The following is a 19,413-nucleotide window of genomic DNA, read 5'->3' as shown; positions in this document are numbered from 1 at the left end:
GAAATTTTTTTACGTGTGATCAAAAGGTTAGGGTCCACACGGACGAACGGGCCGGAAAACCCGGGCCATCCGGACATAAATTGTTTCATTGTTAGCAATCCCGCCCCGAAAAATGGCACATTAGGGCCCCATGCGCTGGACGTGCACTCGTTTGCGGCACGCTGAGCAGCGTTCCTACCCGTTGTGTGGAAGATTTGCCTGATGGCCATAACCAACGTTCAAACCAGCTCGGCCCCGGCGGCCGCTGCGGCGCAGACCAGCCCCCTGGTGATGCGCATCATCGGCGCCTGTGCGCTGGCGCACCTGATCAACGACCTGATCCAGTCGGTACTGCCCTCCATCTACCCGATGCTCAAGGCCAACTACGGCCTGAGCTTCACCCAGGTGGGCCTGATTACCCTGACCTTCCAGATCACCGCCTCGCTGCTGCAGCCGTGGGTGGGCTTCTATACCGACCGCAACCCCAAGCCGAACCTGCTGCCGCTGGGCACTATCTGTACGCTGGTGGGTATCGTGATGCTGGCCTTCGTCGGCAGCTTCCCGATGATTCTGGTGGCGTCGGCGCTGGTGGGCATTGGCTCGTCGACCTTCCACCCGGAAACCTCGCGCATCGCCCGGCTGGCCTCCGGTGGCCGCTATGGCCTGGCGCAGTCGACCTTCCAGGTGGGCGGCAACGCCGGCTCCGCGTTCGGGCCGCTGCTGGCGGCGGCGCTGATCATTCCGTTCGGCCAGGGCAACGTGGCGCTGTTCGGCGTCTTCGCGCTGTTCGCCCTGGGTGTGACCTGGGTGCTGAGCCGCTGGTACAAGGAACACCTGAACCTGTTCAAGGCCAAGAAGGGCGGCCAGGCTACCCACGGCCTGTCCAAGCGCCGCGTCACCGCCGCGCTGGTGGTGCTGGGCCTGCTGGTGTTCTCCAAGTACTTCTACATGGCCAGCTTCACCAGCTACTTCACCTTCTACCTGATCGAGAAGTTCCAGCTGTCGGTGGCCAGCTCGCAGCTGCATCTGTTCCTGTTCCTCGGGGCGGTGGCGGCGGGGACCTTCTTCGGCGGCCCCATCGGCGACAAGATCGGCCGCAAGGCGGTGATCTGGTTCTCAATCCTGGGCGTGGCGCCGTTCACCCTGGCGTTGCCTTATGTGGACCTGTTCTGGACCACGGTGCTCAGCGTGATCATTGGTTTCATCCTGGCGTCGGCGTTTTCGGCCATCGTCGTCTTCGCCCAGGAACTGGTGCCCGGCAACGTCGGCATGATCGCCGGGGTGTTCTTCGGCCTGATGTTCGGCTTCGGCGGCATCGGCGCGGCGCTGCTGGGGCACCTGGCGGACATTCACGGCATCGAGTACGTGTACACCCTGTGCTCGTTCCTGCCGCTGTTCGGCATCCTGACGATATTGCTGCCTAATACGCGCAAAGCCTGACCCACGAAAAGGCCCGCGAGATGCGGGCCTTTTCGTAGCCGCAGCCGCCAGGCTGCGCAGGGCGTGTGCCACGGTGAAGATCTGCAGCGTACACGAGGGCCAGCGCCGCCTGCCGGCAGCGGCTACGGGGTGCGTGTCGGGTCGCAAATGGCGCGATTATTTTGAATCGCGCCACAATCGCGCCACGCCTCCCGAGCAACCGCGCCACCTACCACCGGGCCTGTAGCCGCTGCCGCCAGGCTGCGCAGGGCGTGTGCCACGGTGAAGATCTGCAGCGTACATGAGGGCCAGCGCCGCCTGGCGGCAGCGGCTACGGGGTGCGTGTGGGGCGCAAATGGCGCGATTATTTTGAATCACGCCACAATCGCGCCACGCCTTCCGAGCAACCGCGCCACCTACCACCGGGCCTGTAGCCGCTGCCGCCAGGCTGCGCAGGGCGTGTGCCACGGTGAAGATCTGCAGCGTACACGAGGGCCAGCGCCGCCTGCCGGCAGCGGCTACGGGGTGCGTGTCGGGTCGCAAATGGCGCGATTATTTTGAATCGCGCCACGCCGCCCGAACAACCGCGCCACCGACCACCGGACCTGTAGCCGCTGCCGGCAGGCTGCGCTGGGCGTGTGCCTCGGTGAAGATCTCCAGCGTGCACGAGGGCCAGCGCAGCCTGGCGGCAGCGGTTGCAAGGTTTACGTTGTCAGGTTCAACACCGGCGCCGGCACCCGCGCAAACCACCGGCTCGCCTGCTCATACGCATGCGCCAGTTGCAGCACCGCGAAGTCGGCCTGGTGGCGGCCGATGATCTGCATGCCCATGGGCAGGCCCTGGGGATTGAAGCCCACCTGCACGTTGGCAACCGGGCAGCCGCTGAGGGTGCCGGGGATGACGACTTCCATCCAGCGGTGGTAGGTGTCCATGCTGCGCCCGGCCACTTCGGCGGGCCAGTGCTGGCGCTTGTCGAACGGGAAGACCTGGGCGCTGGGCAGCAGCAGGTAGTCGTAGCGTTCGAACAGCGCGTTGATGGCGCGGTACCAGTCAGTGCGGGTAACGCCTGCCTGGTGCACGGCGCTGGCGCTCAGGGCCAGGCCGTTTTCCACTTCCCATTGGGCTTCGGGCTTGAGCTGCGCGCGCTTGGCCGGGTCCTGGTAGGCCTTGCCCAGGGAGCCTGCCACGGTCCAGTGGCGCAGGGTGCGCCAGCAGTCCCACAGGCGTTCCGGGCTGAAGCCCAGGTCGGCGTGTTCCACGCTGCAGCCCAGCGCCTGGAAGTCGCCCAGGGCCTTTTCGCACAGGGCGGTGACGCCGTGCTCCATGGGCAGGTAGCCGCCGAAGTCGCCCAGCCAGCCCAGCCGGGTGCCCTTGAAGTCACGGGCCAGGGGCGCGGCGAATTCGCTGCCGTCGCCGGCCAGCGACAGCGGCGCCCGCGGGTCATGGCCGGCCTGCACCGACAGCAGCAGGGCGGTGTCGCGCACGGTGCGGCCCATGGGGCCCTCGTAGCCCAGCTGGTCGAAGAACAGGTCAGCGGCGTCGTCGAAAGGCACGCGGCCCTGGGACGGGCGGAAACCGATGATGTTGTTGAAGGCCGCCGGGTTGCGCAGCGAGCCCATCATGTCGCTGCCGTCGGCCACCGGCACTAGGTGCAGGGCCAGGGCCGCGGCGGCGCCACCGCTGCTGCCGCCGGCGGTCTTGCTGGGGTCGAAGGCGCAACCGGTGGCGCCGAACAGCGGGTTGTAGCTTTGCGAGCCGAGGCCGAATTCCGGGGTGTTAGTCTTGCCGATGATGATCGCGCCGGCGGCCTTGATGCGCGCCACCATGATGCCGTCGCGCTCGGGAATGAAGTCGCGGTACAGCGGCGAGCCCAGGGTGGTGGCAATGCCCTGGGTCAGCGACAGGTCCTTGATGGCGTGGGGCAGGCCGTGCATCCAGCCCAGGTAGACGCCTTGGGCCAGTTGCGCGTCGCGCTCGTCGGCCTGGGCCAGCAACCGTTCGGCCGGTTGCAGGCTGACCAGGGCGTTGACCAGCGGGTTGAAGCGTTCGATGTGGGCCAGGTAGGCCTGCATCACCTCGCGGCAGGACACCTGGCGCAGGCGGATTCGTTCGGCAAGCTCATGGGCCGGCAGCAGCACCAGCTCGTTGACAGTCGGGGTGTTCATGGCAGCAACCTTGGTAACAGGAAAACAGACCCCGCCGTCCTGGCGGGGCAGGGGTGCATCAGCGCATCAGGTTGGTCCACAGCCGGTCGGCCAGGCGGATGGCGCCCTCGCCGCAGGTCTGGCTGAACACGACCTTGGTGCCGGTGGGAATGTGCAGCTCCGGCGCATCCTTCAGGCTAGCGTCGAGGAACGGCTCCACGCCTTTGATCGGGCTCTGGTGCTTGAGGAAGTTCTGGGTGATGGCGGCATTTTCAGGCTGGCTGAGGAAGGCGATGAACTTGCGCGCGTTGTCCGGGTGCTGGCTGCCCTTGGGGATGACCATGTTGTCCACCCAGGCCATCACGCCCTGCTTGGGGTACAGGTAGGCCAGGCTCGGTTTCATCTCGCGGGCGCGCATGGCCGAGCCACCCCAGAACATCGACATGTCGACTTCACCCGCGGCCAGGTTCTCGCGAATCGAGCCGGCCTTGGAGCTGTAGGTCTTCACGAACGGCTTCTGCGCCTTGAGCAGCGCCAGCACCTGTTGCATCTGCTTGGGGTCTTCGCTGCACAGCGGAATGTTCAGGTACAGGCTGGCGGTGTCGATCACCTCGCTGGAGGAGTCGAACATGTTGATGCGCCCCTGCAGCTCGGCCGGCGGGTGGTACAGCACGTCGTAGCTGTCCAGCGGGCCTTTGTAGCGCGCGGTGTCGAGGACCACGCTGGTGGTGCCCCAGATGAACGGCATGGCGTAGGCACCGTCCGGGTCCCAAGTGGGATTCTTCAGGTTGTCCACCACGTTGGCGTAGTACGGCTGCTTGGCCGGGTCGAAGCGCTCCAGCAGCTGCTCCTTGATCAGGATGGGCACGAACTGGTGCGACGGAATCGCCACGTCATAGCCGCTGCCGCCCTGTTTCAGCTTGGCCAGCAGGGTCTCGTTGGAATCGTAGGAATCCACGGTCACCTTGATGCCGGTTTCCTTCTCGAACTTGTTGAGAATCTCCGGCGAAAAGTAGCCGCTCCAGCTCACCACGTTCAACTGCTCCGCCGCCTGCGCGGTGCCGGCCAGGCCCAGCGCCAGCGACATCCCTACGGTGGTCATCAACGTCTTCATGCAAAACCCCCACGGTTGGACAAAAGGCTCAGGCTTTCTTTTTGCCGAGCAGATAGGAAAGGCTGACGAACAGCACCGACACGCCGAGGATCAGCGTGGAAACCGCGTTCACGTCCGGCGTCACGCCCATGCGCAGCAGGCCGAAGATGAAGATCGGCAAGGTAGTGGTGCCCGCCTGCGAGACCATCATCGAGATCACGAAGTTATCCAGCGAGACGATGAACGCCAGCATCAGGCCGCTGACGATGCCCGGCATCAGCAGTGGCAGCGTGACCTTGGTGAAGATCCGCCAGGCGCCGGCGTACAGGTCGGCTGCGGCGTGCTCCAGCGACAGGTCCATGTCGTTGAGCCGCGCGCGGATGGGCAGGTAGGCGAACGGGATGCAGAACACCGTGTGGGCGATGATCAGGTTGCCATAGCCCAGCGACACCCCCAGCGACGAGAACAGCGCCAGGGTAGCGACGCCGACGACGATTTCCGGCAGCACCAGCGGCAGCATGATCGCGCCCATGGACAGCTGCATGCCCTTGAACTTCGCCCCGCGCGAGGTGCCCAGCGCCGCCAGGGTGGCGATCACCGTGGCGATCACGCTGGCGCAGCAGGCAATCAGCAGGCTGTTGCCGGCGGCGCTGCGCAGGGCCTGGTTGGCGAAGGCGGCGCGGTACCAGTCCAGGCTCAGGCCGGTCCACACGGTGGCGGACCGGTTGGCGTTGAACGAGAACACCACCAGCACCACGATGGGCGCGTACAGGTACAGGTAGAACAAAAAGCTGAAGCCGCCGAAGCCGGGGAAGTCCTGCACCCCCAGCCGGCCACGGGTCAGTAGACGCAGCATCACAGGCCTCCTTGGGCAACGCGCTGGCGCTCGGCGCGCAGGGCGTACAGGGTCAACACCAGCATCACGGCGGCCATCAGCACCAGCGCCAGCGCGGCGCCGAACGGCCAGTTGCGGGCGTCGCTGAACTGGCGAAAGATCAGGTTGCCGAGCATCAGCTTCGTGCCGCCGCCCAGCAGTTCCGGGGCAATCATGGCACCCAGGCACGGCACGAAGGTGAGGATGGCTCCGGCCATGATGCCGGGCCTGGCGATGGGCAACACCACCTTGCGCAGGGTGCGCCACTTGCCGGCGTACAGGTCCTGCGCGGCCTCCAGCAGGCGGATGTCCATCTTCTCCAGGGTGGCGTAGATGGGCAGCACCACGAACGGCGCGTAGGTATAGACCAGCCCCAGCAGCACGGCGCCGTCGGTGTACAGCAGCGGCAGCGGCTGCTTGATCAGGCCCAGGCCCATCAGGCTGTTGTTGATCACGCCGCTGTCGCGCAGCAGCAGAATCCAGGCGTAGGTGCGGATCAGCAGGTTGGCCCAGAACGGCACGGTGATCAGGAAAATCAGCAGGCCGCGGCGCTGGGGCGGCTGCATGGCCAGCCACACGGCCACGGGGAAGCCGATCAGCAGGGTGATCAGCGTGGTCAGCCCGGCGATGCCGATGGAGCGCAGGGCAATCATCAGGTACGCGTCGGTGAAGGCCAGGCTGTCGTCCATCTGCCGCTCGAACAGCAGGGAAATGTAGGCCTCGGTGCTGAAGTGGTGATCGACGCCGCCATAGGGGTTGGCCTGCATCAGCGAGTAGGCCATCACGATCAGTATCGGCACCACCAGGAACAGGCCGATGGCGGTCAGCGCCGGGCTCACGCCCAGCACGTTGCCCAGCGCCTTGCGGCGCAGCAGGGCGCTGGGGCGGGGCAGCACAGTGGTTGTGTCCATGTTGCCTCCTCAGTCCACCAGCACGCTGGCGCTGTTGTTTTCCAGCAGCAGGCCGGCGCGGCCGCCCAGGGCAAAGCGCTGGCCGCCGCTGTTGGGCACGCGCACGGTCAGGCGCTGGCCGCCGGTGAGGCGCACCTGGTACTGCAGGTCGGTGCCCAGGTAGATTTGCTGCTCCACGGTGCAGTCCATCGCGCCCTGGCGGGGCAGCTCGATCAGTTGCAGGCGCTCGGGGCGGATCGACAGGTTGACGCTGGCGCCCACCCGCAGGCCCTCGTGCACCGGCGCGGTGACGGCAGCGCCGCCTGGGGTCTGGTACAGCGCGCTGGCGCCGTCGATGCGGCTGACCACCGCCGGAATCAGGTTGGTCTCGCCAATGAAGTCGGCGACGAAGCGGTTGCGCGGGCGTTCGTAGATCTCGTCCGGGCGGCCCACCTGCTGCACCTCGCCCTCGCTGAGCACGGCGATGCGGTCGGACATGGTCAGGGCTTCTTCCTGGTCATGGGTGACGAAGATGAAGGTGATGCCGGTGCGCGCCTGTATGGCCTTGAGTTCTTCGCGCATGGCCTGGCGCAGCTTCAGGTCCAGCGCCGACAGCGGTTCGTCCAGCAACAGCACCTTGGGGTGCGGCGCCAGCGCCCGGGCCAGGGCGACACGTTGCTGCTGGCCGCCGGACAACTGTGCGGGGCGGCGTTCGGCGAAGCGCTCCATCTGTACCAGCGCCAGCATTTCACGCACCCGCTCGGCCACCTGCGGTTTGCCCAGGCGCTTGCCCATGGGGTGCGATTCCAGGCCGAAGGCCAGGTTCTGGGCGATGCTCATGTGCGGGAACAGCGCGTAGTGCTGGAACACGGTGTTCACGGGGCGCTGGTGGGGCGGGCGGTCGGCGATGTTTTCGCCATACAGCTGGATCTCGCCGCGGGTGGGAAACTCGAAGCCGGCGATCATTCGCAGCAGGGTGGTCTTGCCGCAGCCCGAGGGGCCGAGCAGGGTGAAGAATTCGTTGTCGCGGATGTCCAGGTCAACGTGCTTCAGGGCCACGGGCCCGGTGTCCGGGTCGCCATAGACCTTGCGTACCGAACGGATGGAAACAGCCAGCATCTGTAGCGAATGCAAGGCGCTCATGCAGTACCTCCGATTCCCCCATCGAGCCCTTTCCAGCAGGCGGCCAAGTGCACCGCATGCAGCCCGGGACGATGGAATATTGTTGTTTTGGCAGGAGTAGAGAGTCGTGATACCGGCCGCTTGGCAGGGCCGTTGTTGTTCTGCGTTGGCCTGATTATCAGCGAGGGATTGCCGGGGCGAAAGATCAATTTTAACATAGGTGGTGTTAAATAATTTAACAGCGCGCGAGGCCGGAAACGTCATGTCCAACCTGCATCTGCCACCCCTCAACGCCATCCGCGCCTTCGATGCCGCCGCGCGCCTGGGCAGCTACGTGGAAGCCGCCAAGGCCCTGCACGTGACCCAGCCGGCGGTGGGCCGGCACGTCAAGCTGCTGGAGGACTGGCTGGGCGTGCAGTTGTTTGAACGCACCTCGCGGGGCGTGGTGCTGACGCCGGGCGGGCGCAAGTATCACCAGAAGATCTCCCGTGCCCTGCAGCAGATAATCGAAGCGGGCGAGGCCCTGCAGCCCCACGCCAGCGAGCGCTGGCTGCGCATCATGGTGGTGCCGGGCCTGGCCAAGCGCTGGCTGACGCCGCGCATCGAGACGTTGCGCCACCTGCGCCCGGGCTTGAAGGTGGCCATAGAGCCCAACTCCACCTTTACCGAGGTGGACGCGCGCACCGCCGACCTGGGCATCGTCTACGGCATGCCCGGCCAGTACGCCAACAGCCGCGCCACGCTGATCTGCCCGCGGGTGTTCCCCATCTGCACGCCCAAGTACCTGGCCAGCATCAAGCCCATCCGCCGGGTGCAGGACCTGATGAAGCTGGACCTCATCCACTTCGACGACGGCGAGTGGTGGAACATGTGGTTCAAGGCCCTGGGCATCGACGCGCAGCTGTCGTCGGACGTGCTCTACGTCAGCAACGATCACGCCCTGGCCGTGGCCGAGAGCGGGCAGGGCATAGCCTTGGCGAACGAAGTACTGGTGCGCGACGAGCTGGCGGCCGGCACGCTGGTGCGGGCGATCGACGTGGAGGTGCCGCTGGAGAGCTACCAGCTGCTGACGCCCAGCGGGCAATTGTCGGCGGACGTGCAGTGGTTCGAGCAGTGGCTGGCGCAGGCGCTGCGCGAAGAGTTCGCCGGCGCTTTCGACGGCGCCGGGGCGTAGGCTTCAGCCCAGGGTGTTGAGGGTCTTGCGGCAGTGCACCAGGGCGTCGCGGATCATGAAGTTGACCAGCGTCGGCGACACCCCCAGTTCCAGGGCGATGTCTTTCTGCGACTGGCCATTGAGCCGGTACTGCTCGAAGGCGTAGCGGGTGCGCGGCGGCAGGTCCTGCAGGGCCAGGGCCAGCTTGTCGAGGGTCTGGCGGTCTTCGTGCAGGGTCTCGGGGCTGGCGCCGGGCACGGCCACGCTCAGGCCTTCCTCTTCGCTGCACTTGTAGCGTTTTTCCAGCGCCTGGCGGCGATAGTGGTCGATGGCCAGGTTGCGCACCACGCGCATCAGGTAGCTGCTCTGGGACTGGATGCCCGGGCTTTCGCCGTTGCCGTTCATTTTCACGAAGGCATCCTGCACCACGTCTTCAGCCGACGCGCGACAGCCCAGGATGCGGGTGGCGGCGTTGATGAAGCGCTGGCGATGGGTCACGAACAGTTGCTGAAGAGCCGGCCTTGGCTCGATGCTGATTGTTTTAGGCATTTGACGTGTTGACCTATGCGGCAGTGCACATGGGGAAGCGGTAAAACTAATGTGATTGATAATCTTTATCAAATGATTTCTGCTCGCGTCTCATGATTTTTTCTTCTATGACACAATTGCCATCACTGCCTCCCCACCCCCGTAGCAGCTGCCGCAGGCGGCGTCCGGGGCCTCGCGAGCTGCCTGGAACCATGCGGCGCCCATGACGCGGCCTGCGGCCGCTGCTACAGGGCCACCGCCAACCGCCGTAGCAGCTGCCGCAGGCTGCGTCCGGGCCCCGCGCGAGCTGCCAGGAACCATGCGGCGCCCATGACGCGGCCTGTGGCGCTTTGCCGCACAATTGTCTGTGCGCGCCGCGAGTTGGTTATACTTGCAACGATCTGCCTGGAGCGCTCATCAGGAGAGCTCATGCTCGCCCCATCTATGCCGTTGTCCGCTACACGCCAGAACCTCTGGCGCTTGACCTTTATTCGTTTCCTGGTGCTGGCCGCGCAAGCCGGCTCGGTGGGCTTCGCCTACCTGACGCACCTGTTGCCACTGCCCTGGCTGCAGCTCAGCGCCACCCTGGCGGTGTCGTTGCTGCTGTGCACCGTGACCGCGTTGCGCGTGCGCGCCTCGCTGCCGGTGACCGAGCAGGAATACGCCCTGCAACTGACCTGCGACCTGCTGCTGCACAGTGCGCTGCTGTATTACTCGGGTGGGTCCACCAACCCCTTCGTGTCCTATTACCTGGTGCCGCTGACCATTGCCGCGGTGACGCTGCCGTGGCTGTATTCGGTGATCCTGTCGGGTATCGCCCTGGCCTGCTACTCGGTGCTGCTGGTGCGCTTCTACCCGCTGCCAACGCTGCCGATCGCCCGGGAAAACCTGCAGAACTACGGCATGTGGCTGAGTTTTGCCCTGGCCGCCGGGGTCATCACCTTCTTTGCCGCGAAAATGGCCGAGGAGCTGCGCCGCCAGGAGCAGATGCGCGCCCAGCGCCGCGAGGAAGGCCTGCGCGACCAGCAACTGCTGGCCGTGGCCACGGAAGCCGCCGGTGCCGCCCATGAACTGGGCACGCCGCTGGCGACCATGAGCGTGCTGCTCAAGGAAATGCGCCAGGACCACCACGACCCGGCGCTGCAGGAGGACCTGTCGGTGCTGCAGGACCAGGTCAAGCTGTGCAAGGAAACCCTGCAACAACTGGTGCGCGCCGCCGAGGCCAACCGCCGCATGGCGGTGATGGAACAGCCCGTGACGGCCTGGCTGGACGAGGCGCTGAACCGCTGGCACCTGATGCGCCCGGAAGCCACCTACCGCTTCCAGCGCCTGGGCCAGGGCGAGGTGCCGGAGCTGGCGCCGCCGCCAGACCTGACCCAGGCGCTGCTGAACCTGCTGAACAACGCCGCCGATGCCTGCGCCGAAGGCCTGGAAGTGCACCTGGACTGGAACGCTGAAGATATCTTCATCGTGATTCGCGACCACGGCCCGGGCGTGCCGCTGGCTATCGCCGAGCAAATCGGCAAACCTTTCTTTACTACCAAGGGCAAGGGCTTCGGCCTTGGCCTGTTTTTGAGCAAGGCCAGCGTGACACGCGCAGGCGGCTCGGTAAAACTCTATAGTCATGAGCAGGGCGGTACACTCACAGAGTTGCGCCTGCCCCGTGACGCCCGAGGAGACAGACATGAGTGATGAAAACCAGGTCGAAAGCGAAGAGCTGCCGCATCTGTTGCTGGTCGACGACGATTCGACCTTTACCCGCGTGATGGCCCGCGCCATGGCGCGCCGCGGCTTCCGCGTGACCACCGCCGCCAGCGCCGACGAAGGCCTGAAGCTGGCCCAGGAAGACCTGCCGGACTACGCGGCCCTGGACCTGAAGATGGAAGGCGACTCGGGCCTGGTGCTGCTGCCCAAGCTGCTGGAGCTGGACCCGGAGATGCGCGTGGTGATCCTCACCGGTTACTCCAGCATCGCCACCGCGGTCGAGGCCATCAAGCGCGGCGCCTGCAACTACCTGTGCAAGCCGGCCGACGCCGACGACGTGCTGGCAGCCCTGCTGTCCGAACACGCTGACCTGGACACCCTGGTGCCGGAAAACCCGATGTCGGTGGACCGCCTGCAGTGGGAGCACATCCAGCGCGTGCTCACCGAGCACGAAGGCAACATCTCCGCCACTGCCCGCGCCCTGGGCATGCACCGGCGCACCCTGCAGCGCAAACTTCAGAAGCGCCCGGTTCGTCGCTGAGTCGCCGAACCCATGAGTCTTTTTTCCGCGCGGGTGGATCGGGATCGATCTGCCCTGCGTGGCCTCCTACCGTCGAGCCTGTCCAATGAATCAGAACGCTGAATATTCCGCGGTCAACGATGCCGTGCGTGGTCATTTCTTTCGAAGGGTATGGCAGCTGATCTGGCCCTACTGGCGCAGTGAAGAGAAGGGCAAGGCCTGGCTGCTGCTGGCCTCCGTCATCGGCCTGTCGCTGTTCAGCGTGTGGATCTCGGTGTGGATGAACAGCTGGTACCGCGACTTCTACAACGCCCTGCAGAAGAAAGACTTCGCCGCTTTCACCCACCTGATCCTGTATTTCTGCGGCATTGCCGCGGTGGCCATCCTGGGCGCGGTGTACCGCCTGTACCTGACGCAGATGCTCACCATTCGCTGGCGCCGCTGGCTCACCCAGCGCCACTTCAACCGCTGGCTCGAGAACAAGAGCTACTACCAGATGGAGCAGGGCGGCCACACCGACAACCCTGACCAACGGATCAGCGAAGACCTCAACAACTTCACCTCCGACACCCTGAGCCTGGTGCTGGGCCTGATCCGCACGGTGGTCAGCCTGGTGTCGTTCTCGGTGATCCTGTGGGGCGTGTCGGGTAGCATCGAAGTGTTTGGCGTGACCATCCCCGGCTACATGTTCTGGTGCGCGCTGGTGTATGCCATTGTCGGCAGCTTCCTGACCCGCTGGATCGGTAGCAGCCTGATCCCGCTGAACAACCAGCAACAGCGGTTCGAAGCCGACATGCGTTTCTCCCTGATCCGGGTCCGTGAAAACGCCGAGAGCATCGCCCTGTACAGCGGCGAACCCAACGAGAAAGAGCGCCTGACCACCCGCTTCGGCAAGGTGTGGAGCAACTACTGGGCGCTGATGAAAGTGACCAAGCGCCTGACCTTCTTCACGGCCGGCTACAGCCAGGCGGCGGTGATTTTCCCGTTCGTGGTGGCAGCGCCGCGCTATTTCGCCGGCAAGATCGAACTGGGCGAGCTGATGCAGATCAACTCGGCGTTCGGCAACGTGCAGGGCGACATGAGCTGGTTCATCGACAGTTTCTCCACCATCGCCGGCTGGAAAGCCACCTGTGACCGTCTTATCAGCTTCCGCCAGGCCATGAGCGATAATGAAAGCCGCGCGCCGGCCATCGCCGTGGAAGAGCAGGGCGAGGCAGTGAGCGTCGACAACCTCAACCTCGACCTGGCCGATGGCCGCCACCTGCTGGCGGGCGCCAGCCTGGCCGTGGCCTCGGGCGAACGCCTGCTGGTCAGCGGCCGCTCGGGCAGCGGCAAGAGCACCTTGCTGCGTGCCATGGGCCGCCTGTGGCCCAACGGCCACGGGCATATCCGCATGCCCCAGGGCCGCTCGCTGTTCCTGCCGCAGAAACCGTACCTGCCGATCGGCCCGCTGCGCGAGGCGTTGAGTTATCCACAGCCAGGCGACACCTACAGCCAGGAACGCTACGTGCAGGTGTTGCAAGCCTGCCGCCTGCCGCACCTGGTGGAGCGCCTGGACGAAGGCAACCACTGGCAGCGCCTGCTCTCGCCGGGCGAACAGCAGCGCGTGGCCTTTGCCCGCGCCATGCTCTACGCGCCCAAGTGGCTGTACATGGACGAGGCGACGTCGGCCATGGACGAGGAAGACGAAGCGGCGCTGTACCAGGGCCTGATCGAGCAGCTGCCAGGCTTGAGCATCATCAGCGTTGGCCACCGCAGCACGCTCAAGCGCTTCCATTCGCGCCACGTGCGCATCGAGGGCGGACATCTGGTGAATCAAATCACCGGGGCACCGACCGCGGTGTAATGTGGTCGTACGACTGGAATGCGCTATGATGCGCCTATAAACGTGATCTCGAGATAAGAAGTTCGCCATGGAAACGCCAATCGCCCCGCCTCGCGGCCGTCGCAAACCTCGCAGCCTTGCCCAGGAACTGGTCACCGTGCTGACCGAGCGCATCCTCAAGGGTGAGCTCAAGCGTGGCGACAAGCTGCCCACCGAGTCGGCGATCATGCAAGAGCAGGGCGTCAGCCGCACCGTGGTGCGCGAGGCCATCTCGCGCTTGCAGGCGGCGGGGCAGGTGGAAACCCGCCATGGCATCGGCACCTTCGTGCTCGACACGCCCAGCCCCAGCGGCTTCCGTATCGACCCGGCGACCATCGTCACCCTGCGTGACGTGCTCGCCGTGCTCGAATTGCGCATCAGCCTGGAAGTGGAATCGGCCGGCCTGGCCGCCCAGCGTCGCTCGCCCGAGCAGCTGGCCGCCATGCGCGCGGCCCTGGATGCGCTGGCCGAAAGCGCCGCGCACGCCTCGGACGCCGTGGCCTCGGACTTCCAGTTCCACCTGCAGATTGCCCTGTCCACCGGCAACCGCTACTTCACCGACATCATGACCCACCTGGGCACCAGCATCATCCCGCGCACGCGGTTGAACTCGGCGCGCCTGGCCCATGATGACCAGCAGCACTACATGAACCGCTTGAGCCGCGAGCACGAGGAAATCTACGAGGCCATCGCCCGCCAGGATTCCGATGCCGCCCGCGCGGCCATGCGCCTGCACCTCACCAACAGCCGCGAACGGCTGCGCCAGGCCCACGAAGAGGCCCAGGCAACCGCCTGATTCGCAGTGTGGGAGCTGGCTTGCCAGCGAGTTTTGGGGCCTTCAAAGCTCGCTGGCAAGCCAGCTTCCACAGACGTCTTCGACCCCTTCGCACTTCCCATGACATTTCGTCGCCCAGCCTATTGAGCATTCATAATTTCAGTTGTACGATGACGTACGACATCAGCGAAGGCTGAGCGCACATTCCACGCAAACCAGGGTGTTCGAATAATGAATCCACAAGAACTGAAGTCCATCCTCTCCGCCGGCCTGCTGTCTTTCCCGGTGACCGATTTCAATGCCCAGGGCGACTTTGATCGCGCTGGCTACATCAAGCGCCTGGAGTGGCTGGCCCCGTACGGCGCCAGCGCGCTGTTCGCCGCCGGCGGTACCGGTGAATTCTTCTCCCTGGCTGCCAGCGAGTACTCGCAAGTCATCAAGACTGCCGTCGACACCTGCGCCCGTAGCGTGCCAATCCTCGCCGGCGTCGGTGGTGCCACCCGCCAGGCCATCGAGTACGCACAGGAAGCCGAGCGCCTGGGCGCCAAGGGCCTGCTGTTGCTGCCGCACTACCTGACCGAAGCCAGCCAGGACGGCGTTGCCGCCCACGTGGAAGCGGTGTGCAAGTCGGTGAACATCGGCGTCATCGTCTACAACCGCAACGTCTGCCGCCTGAACGCCGTGCAGCTGGAACGCCTGGCCGAGCGCTGCCCGAACCTGATCGGCTACAAGGACGGCCTGGGTGACATCGAACTGATGGTGTCGATCCGCCGTCGCCTGGGCGACCGCTTCAGCTACCTGGGCGGCCTGCCGACCGCCGAAGTCTACGCCGCGGCCTACAAGGCCCTGGGCGTGCCGGTGTACTCGTCGGCGGTGTTCAACTTCATCCCGAAAACCGCGATGGACTTCTACCACGCCATCGCCAAGGAAGATCACGCCACCGTCGGCAAGATCATCGATGACTTCTTCCTGCCGTACCTGGACATCCGCAACCGCAAGGCCGGCTACGCCGTGAGCATCGTCAAGGCAGGCGCCAAGATCGCCGGCTACGACGCAGGCCCGGTGCGTACCCCGCTGACCGACCTGACCGGCGAAGAGTATGAAATGCTGGCAGCCCTGATGGACAAGATGGGCCCGCAGTAAGCTTTACTGCTCCTACCTGGCCAGTGGGAGCTGGCTTGCCAGCGAGCTTTTGAGGCCCTAAGAGCTCGCTGGCAAGCCAGCTCCCACACTGTTACACCGTGAATGAAAAACCCGCGTTAAAAAAAATAATCAGTGGGAGTACACCTTCATGCAAGCCGCCAAGCAGACGCACGTCCGCTATTTGATCCTGCTCATGCTCTTTGTGGTGACCACGATCAACTACGCCGACCGTGCGACCATCGCTATTGCCGGTTCCAGCCTGCAAAAAAGCCTCGGCATCGACGCCGTCACCCTGGGTTTCATCTTCTCCGCGTTCGGTTGGGCCTACGTGGCCGGGCAAATTCCCGGTGGCTGGCTGCTGGACCGCTTCGGCTCGAAGAAGGTCTACGCCCTGAGCATTTTCACCTGGTCGGCGTTCACCGTGCTGCAAGGCTTCGTCGGTGATTTTGGCGTGTCCACGGCCGTGGTCGCGCTGTTCATGCTGCGTTTCCTGGTGGGCCTGGCCGAAGCGCCGTCGTTCCCCGGCAACGCGCGCATCGTTGCCGCCTGGTTCCCCACGGCCGAACGCGGCACCGCGTCGGCGATCTTCAACTCCGCGCAATATTTCGCCACCGTGCTGTTCGCGCCGCTGATGGGCTGGATTGTCTTCACCTTTGGCTGGCAGCACGTGTTCATGATCATGGGCGGCATCGGCATCGCCTTCTCGCTGGTGTGGCTTAAAGTTATCCACAGCCCGCGCCAGCACCCGATGATCAACAAGGCCGAACTCGAACACATCGCCGGCAACGGCGGCATGGTCGACATGGACGACAAGCCCCACGGCAAGCGCGAAGGCCCCAAGTGGGATTACGTTCGCCAACTGCTCACCAACCGCATGATGCTGGGCGTGTACCTGGGCCAGTACTGCATCAACGGCATCACCTATTTCTTCCTGACCTGGTTCCCGGTGTACCTGGTGCAGGAGCGCGGCATGACCATCCTCAAGGCCGGTTTCATCGCTTCGCTGCCGGCCATCTGCGGCTTTATCGGCGGCGTGCTGGGCGGCATCATCTCTGACTGGCTGCTGCGCCGCGGCCATTCCCTGACCTTTGCCCGCAAGGCGCCGATCATTGGTGGCCTGCTGCTGTCGACCACCATCGTGGCGTGCAACTATGTGGACATCGAGTGGATGGTGGTGGGTTTCATGGCCCTGGCGTTCTTCGGCAAGGGCGTGGGCGCGCTGGGCTGGGCCGTGGTGTCCGACACCTCGCCCAAGCAGATCGCCGGCCTGAGCGGTGGCCTGTTCAACATGTTCGGCAACATTGCTTCGATCACCACGCCGATCGTCATCGGCTACATCATCAGCACCACCGGCTCGTTCAAGTGGGCCCTGGTGTTCGTCGGCGCCAACGCGCTGGTGGCGGTGATCAGCTACCTGGTGATTGTCGGCCAGATCAAACGGGTCGAGCTGACCGAGCCGCCGAGCAAAGGCTCGCGCAAGCCGGTAGAGCAGCTGTCCCCAGCCAAAATTTGAGGAGCGCGTTTCATGCAGTTAATTGAGCACGCTGACTCGCCGCGGGTGATTCGCCTGCACGAGCGCGACAACGTTGTGGTGATCGTCAACGACCAGGGCGTGCCGGAAGGCACCGAACTGCCGGGCGGTCTGATCACTCTGGAACACGTACCGCAAAGCCATAAGGTCAACCTGGTGGACATCGCCGAGGGCGGCGAAGTGATTCGCTACGGCCAGGTGATCGGCTACGCCCTGAAGCCCATCCCGCGCGGCACCTGGGTGCGCGAGGACCTGCTGCGCATGCCAACGGCGCCGGCGCTGGACAGCCTGCCCATGTCCGACAAGGTGCCGCAGGCGCTGCCGCCGCTGGAAGGCTTCACCTTCGAAGGCTACCGCAACGCCGATGGCACCGTGGGCACGCGCAACATCCTCGGCATCACCACCACCGTGCAGTGCGTGACCGGCGTGCTGGACCATGCGGTGAAGCGCATTCGCGACGAACTGCTGCCCAAATACCCCCATGTGGATGACGTGGTCGCCATTACCCACAGCTACGGCTGCGGCGTGGCCATTACTGCCACCGACGCCTACATCCCGATTCGCACCGTGCGCAACCTGGCGCGCAACCCCAACCTGGGTGGCGAAGCCCTGGTGATCAGCCTGGGCTGCGAGAAGCTGCAGGCCGGCCAGGTGATGCACGAAGGCGATGCTTCGGTGGACCTCAGCGAGCCCTGGCTGTACCGGCTGCAAGACGCCAGCCACGGCTTCGGCGAGATGATCGAGCAGATCATGGAGCTGGCCGAGACGCGCCTGAAGAAACTCAACGAGCGCCGCCGCGAGACCGTGCCGGCCAGCGAGCTGATCCTGGGCATGCAGTGCGGCGGCAGCGACGCCTTCTCCGGCATCACCGCCAACCCGGCGCTGGGTTACGCCAGCGACCTGCTGCTGCGCGCCGGCGCCACGGTGATGTTCTCGGAAGTGACCGAGGTGCGCGACGCCATCTACCTGCTGACCTCGCGCGCGGAAACCCCGGCGGTGGCCGATGCGCTGGTGCGCGAGATGGACTGGTACGACCGCTACCTGGCCAAGGGCGAGGCCGACCGCAGCGCCAACACCACGCCGGGCAACAAGAAGGGCGGGTTGTCGAACATTGTCGAGAAGTCGTTGGGTTCGATCGTGAAATCCGGCAACAGCGCGATCAACGCGGTGGTCGGGCCGGGCGAGCGGGTGCAGCGCAAGGGCCTGATCTTCTGCGCCACGCCGGCCAGCGACTTTGTCTGCGGCACCCTGCAACTGGCGGCGGGCATGAACCTGCACGTGTTCACCACTGGCCGCGGTACGCCTTACGGCTTGGCCATGGCGCCAGTGGTCAAGGTGTCGACCCGTACCGAACTGGCCCAGCGCTGGCCGGACCTGATCGACGTCGACGCCGGGCGCATTGCCACTGGCCGGGCCAGCATCGAGGACCTGGGCTGGGAGCTGTTCCACTACTACCTGGACGTGGCCAGCGGCAAGGAACAGACCTGGGCCGAGAAGCACAAGCTGCACAATGACATCGTGCTGTTCAACCCGGCGCCGATTACCTGAAGTCGGGACGCGGCCTGCGGCCGCTGCTACGGGTTCTGTAGCAGCGGCCGCAGGCCGCGTCACGGACGATTGATTTTCACATCAACAGCCCCGCAGGCCTTATCATTGGCCCCCTAACAACGGGCAATCAGGTTCCCTTGGCATGCTGGCCATCTTCATACAGACGCTGAACATCACCGCACCGGTGTTCGCGATGCTGTTTCTCGGTGTGTTCCTCAAGCGCATCGACTGGATCAACGACAACTTCATTCATATCGCCTCGGCCCTGGTGTTCAACGTCTGCATGCCGGCGCTGCTGTTCCTGGGCATCTATCACGCCGACCTGCACGCGGCCATGAAGCCGGGCCTGCTGCTGTATTTCGTACTGGTGACCTTCGCCAGCTTCGCCGCTGCCTGGGGCATGGCCATCTGGCGCAGCCCGGTGCAAGACCGCGGCATCTATACCCAAGGTGCGTTTCGCGGCAACAACGGCGTGGTGGGCCTGGCGCTGGCGGCCAGCATGTACGGCGACTACGGCATCTCCCTGGGGGCTATCCTCGCGGGCCTGGTGATTCTGCTCTACAACAGCCTGTCCACCGTGGTGCTGGCCATCTACAGCCCCAACATCAAGTCCGACCCCTGGAGCATCTTCAAGAGCGTGCTGGCCAACCCGCTGATCATCAGCGTGCTGGCGGCCGCGCCCATGGCCTACCTGCAGATCGGCCTGCCCAACTGGCTGCTGGCCAGCGGCGACTACCTGGCGCAGATGACCCTGCCGCTGGCGCTGATCTGCATCGGCGGCACCCTGTCGCTGGCGGCGCTGCGCGAAAGCGGCAAGCTGGCCCTGAGCGCCAGCCTGGTGAAGATGGTCTGGCTGCCGCTGTTCGGCACCCTGGGCGCCTGGCTGTGCGGCTTCCGGGGCGCGGAACTGGGCATCCTGTTCCTGTACATCGGCAGCCCTACCGCGGCGGCCAGCTATGTCATGGCCCGGGCGGCCAACGGCAACCATCAATTGGCTGCGGCCATCATCGTTATTACGACCGTTGGTGCTGCAATTACCACCAATATCGGCATTTTCCTATTGCAGTGGGGCGGCTGGATCTAGATCCTGTGCGCCTTTGCGCATGCCGTCATGCAGTCATCCGAG

Annotated in this window: 16 protein-coding genes; 10 read left to right on the top strand and 6 right to left on the bottom strand. The window is 65.0% G+C overall.

The genetic code is table 11. From position 1 onward, the window contains the following. Positions 1-201 precede the first annotated feature (201 nt). Positions 202-1,419: an MFS transporter gene (locus RAM80_RS12825; RefSeq protein WP_416426909.1), complete on the top strand. Its 1,218-nt coding sequence runs from the start codon at positions 202-204 to the stop codon at positions 1,417-1,419. A 683-nt stretch (positions 1,420-2,102) separates the two neighbouring features. On the opposite strand, the gene RAM80_RS12820 is transcribed toward RAM80_RS12825, so the two are convergent. Genes RAM80_RS12820 through RAM80_RS12800 form a run of 5 tightly spaced genes read right to left on the bottom strand, consistent with a single transcriptional unit; the run spans position 2,103 to position 7,542 of the window. Then, positions 2,103-3,563, bottom strand: a complete 1,461-nt coding sequence (locus RAM80_RS12820; protein ID WP_416426908.1) for an amidase — start codon at positions 3,561-3,563, stop codon at positions 2,103-2,105. A 58-nt stretch (positions 3,564-3,621) separates the two neighbouring features. Further along, complete coding sequence (locus tag RAM80_RS12815) at positions 3,622-4,656, bottom strand: extracellular solute-binding protein (RefSeq protein ID WP_416426907.1); 1,035 nt, start codon at positions 4,654-4,656, stop codon at positions 3,622-3,624. 28 nt (positions 4,657-4,684) lie between these two features. Further along, positions 4,685-5,491, bottom strand: coding sequence for an ABC transporter permease (locus RAM80_RS12810; RefSeq protein ID WP_416426906.1), 807 nt, complete (start codon positions 5,489-5,491; stop codon positions 4,685-4,687). Continuing rightward, a complete protein-coding gene (locus RAM80_RS12805; protein ID WP_416426905.1) occupies positions 5,491-6,420 on the bottom strand; it encodes an ABC transporter permease in 930 nt (309 codons plus the stop codon). Before RAM80_RS12805 ends, RAM80_RS12810 begins: the two co-directional genes overlap by 1 nt. Before the next feature lie 9 nt (positions 6,421-6,429). Next, a complete protein-coding gene (locus tag RAM80_RS12800; RefSeq protein ID WP_416426904.1) occupies positions 6,430-7,542 on the bottom strand; it encodes an ABC transporter ATP-binding protein in 1,113 nt (370 codons plus the stop codon). Positions 7,543-7,783: 241 nt separating this feature from the next. On the opposite strand from RAM80_RS12800, the gene RAM80_RS12795 reads away from it, so the two are divergent. Further along, positions 7,784-8,695, top strand: coding sequence for a LysR substrate-binding domain-containing protein (locus RAM80_RS12795; RefSeq protein ID WP_416426903.1), 912 nt, complete (start codon positions 7,784-7,786; stop codon positions 8,693-8,695). Between the two features lie 3 nt (positions 8,696-8,698). On the opposite strand, the gene RAM80_RS12790 is transcribed toward RAM80_RS12795, so the two are convergent. After that, positions 8,699-9,223, bottom strand: a complete 525-nt coding sequence (locus RAM80_RS12790) for an RNA polymerase factor sigma-70 (protein ID WP_416426902.1) — start codon at positions 9,221-9,223, stop codon at positions 8,699-8,701. 408 nt (positions 9,224-9,631) lie between these two features. On the opposite strand from RAM80_RS12790, the gene RAM80_RS12785 reads away from it, so the two are divergent. From RAM80_RS12785 to RAM80_RS12750, 8 genes are all read left to right on the top strand, one after another. Then, positions 9,632-10,894 carry an ATP-binding protein gene (locus RAM80_RS12785; protein ID WP_416426901.1) on the top strand — a complete coding sequence of 421 codons (1,263 nt, stop codon included), beginning with the start codon at positions 9,632-9,634 and terminating at the stop codon, positions 10,892-10,894. After that, on the top strand, positions 10,887-11,447 hold the full coding sequence (locus RAM80_RS12780; RefSeq protein WP_416426900.1) for a response regulator transcription factor: 561 nt from the start codon (positions 10,887-10,889) through the stop codon (positions 11,445-11,447). Before RAM80_RS12785 ends, RAM80_RS12780 begins: the two co-directional genes overlap by 8 nt. Positions 11,448-11,532: 85 nt before the next feature. Next, positions 11,533-13,272, top strand: a complete 1,740-nt coding sequence (locus RAM80_RS12775; RefSeq protein WP_416426899.1) for an ABC transporter ATP-binding protein/permease — start codon at positions 11,533-11,535, stop codon at positions 13,270-13,272. A 67-nt stretch (positions 13,273-13,339) separates the two neighbouring features. Continuing rightward, complete coding sequence (locus tag RAM80_RS12770; RefSeq protein ID WP_027976789.1) at positions 13,340-14,086, top strand: FadR/GntR family transcriptional regulator; 747 nt, start codon at positions 13,340-13,342, stop codon at positions 14,084-14,086. A gap of 210 nt (positions 14,087-14,296) precedes the next feature. Then, the gene (kdgD, locus tag RAM80_RS12765) at positions 14,297-15,208 is read left to right on the top strand and encodes a 5-dehydro-4-deoxyglucarate dehydratase (RefSeq protein WP_027976790.1); all 912 of its coding nucleotides are present in this window, start codon (positions 14,297-14,299) and stop codon (positions 15,206-15,208) included. Positions 15,209-15,356: 148 nt separating this feature from the next. After that, on the top strand, positions 15,357-16,721 hold the full coding sequence (locus RAM80_RS12760; protein WP_416426898.1) for an MFS transporter: 1,365 nt from the start codon (positions 15,357-15,359) through the stop codon (positions 16,719-16,721). 12 nt (positions 16,722-16,733) lie between these two features. Then, on the top strand, positions 16,734-18,287 hold the full coding sequence (gene garD, locus RAM80_RS12755) for a galactarate dehydratase (RefSeq protein ID WP_416426897.1): 1,554 nt from the start codon (positions 16,734-16,736) through the stop codon (positions 18,285-18,287). A gap of 142 nt (positions 18,288-18,429) precedes the next feature. Next, positions 18,430-19,371: an AEC family transporter gene (locus RAM80_RS12750; RefSeq protein WP_416426896.1), complete on the top strand. Its 942-nt coding sequence runs from the start codon at positions 18,430-18,432 to the stop codon at positions 19,369-19,371. Positions 19,372-19,413: the final 42 nt, after the last annotated feature.

The organism is Pseudomonas sp. App30 (assembly GCF_047947025.1).
In the GTDB taxonomy this organism is placed as follows: Bacteria; Pseudomonadota; Gammaproteobacteria; order Pseudomonadales; family Pseudomonadaceae; genus Aquipseudomonas.
The sequence above is the reverse complement of the archived record's forward strand: the minus strand, read 5'-3'. Positions and strand labels throughout refer to the sequence as shown.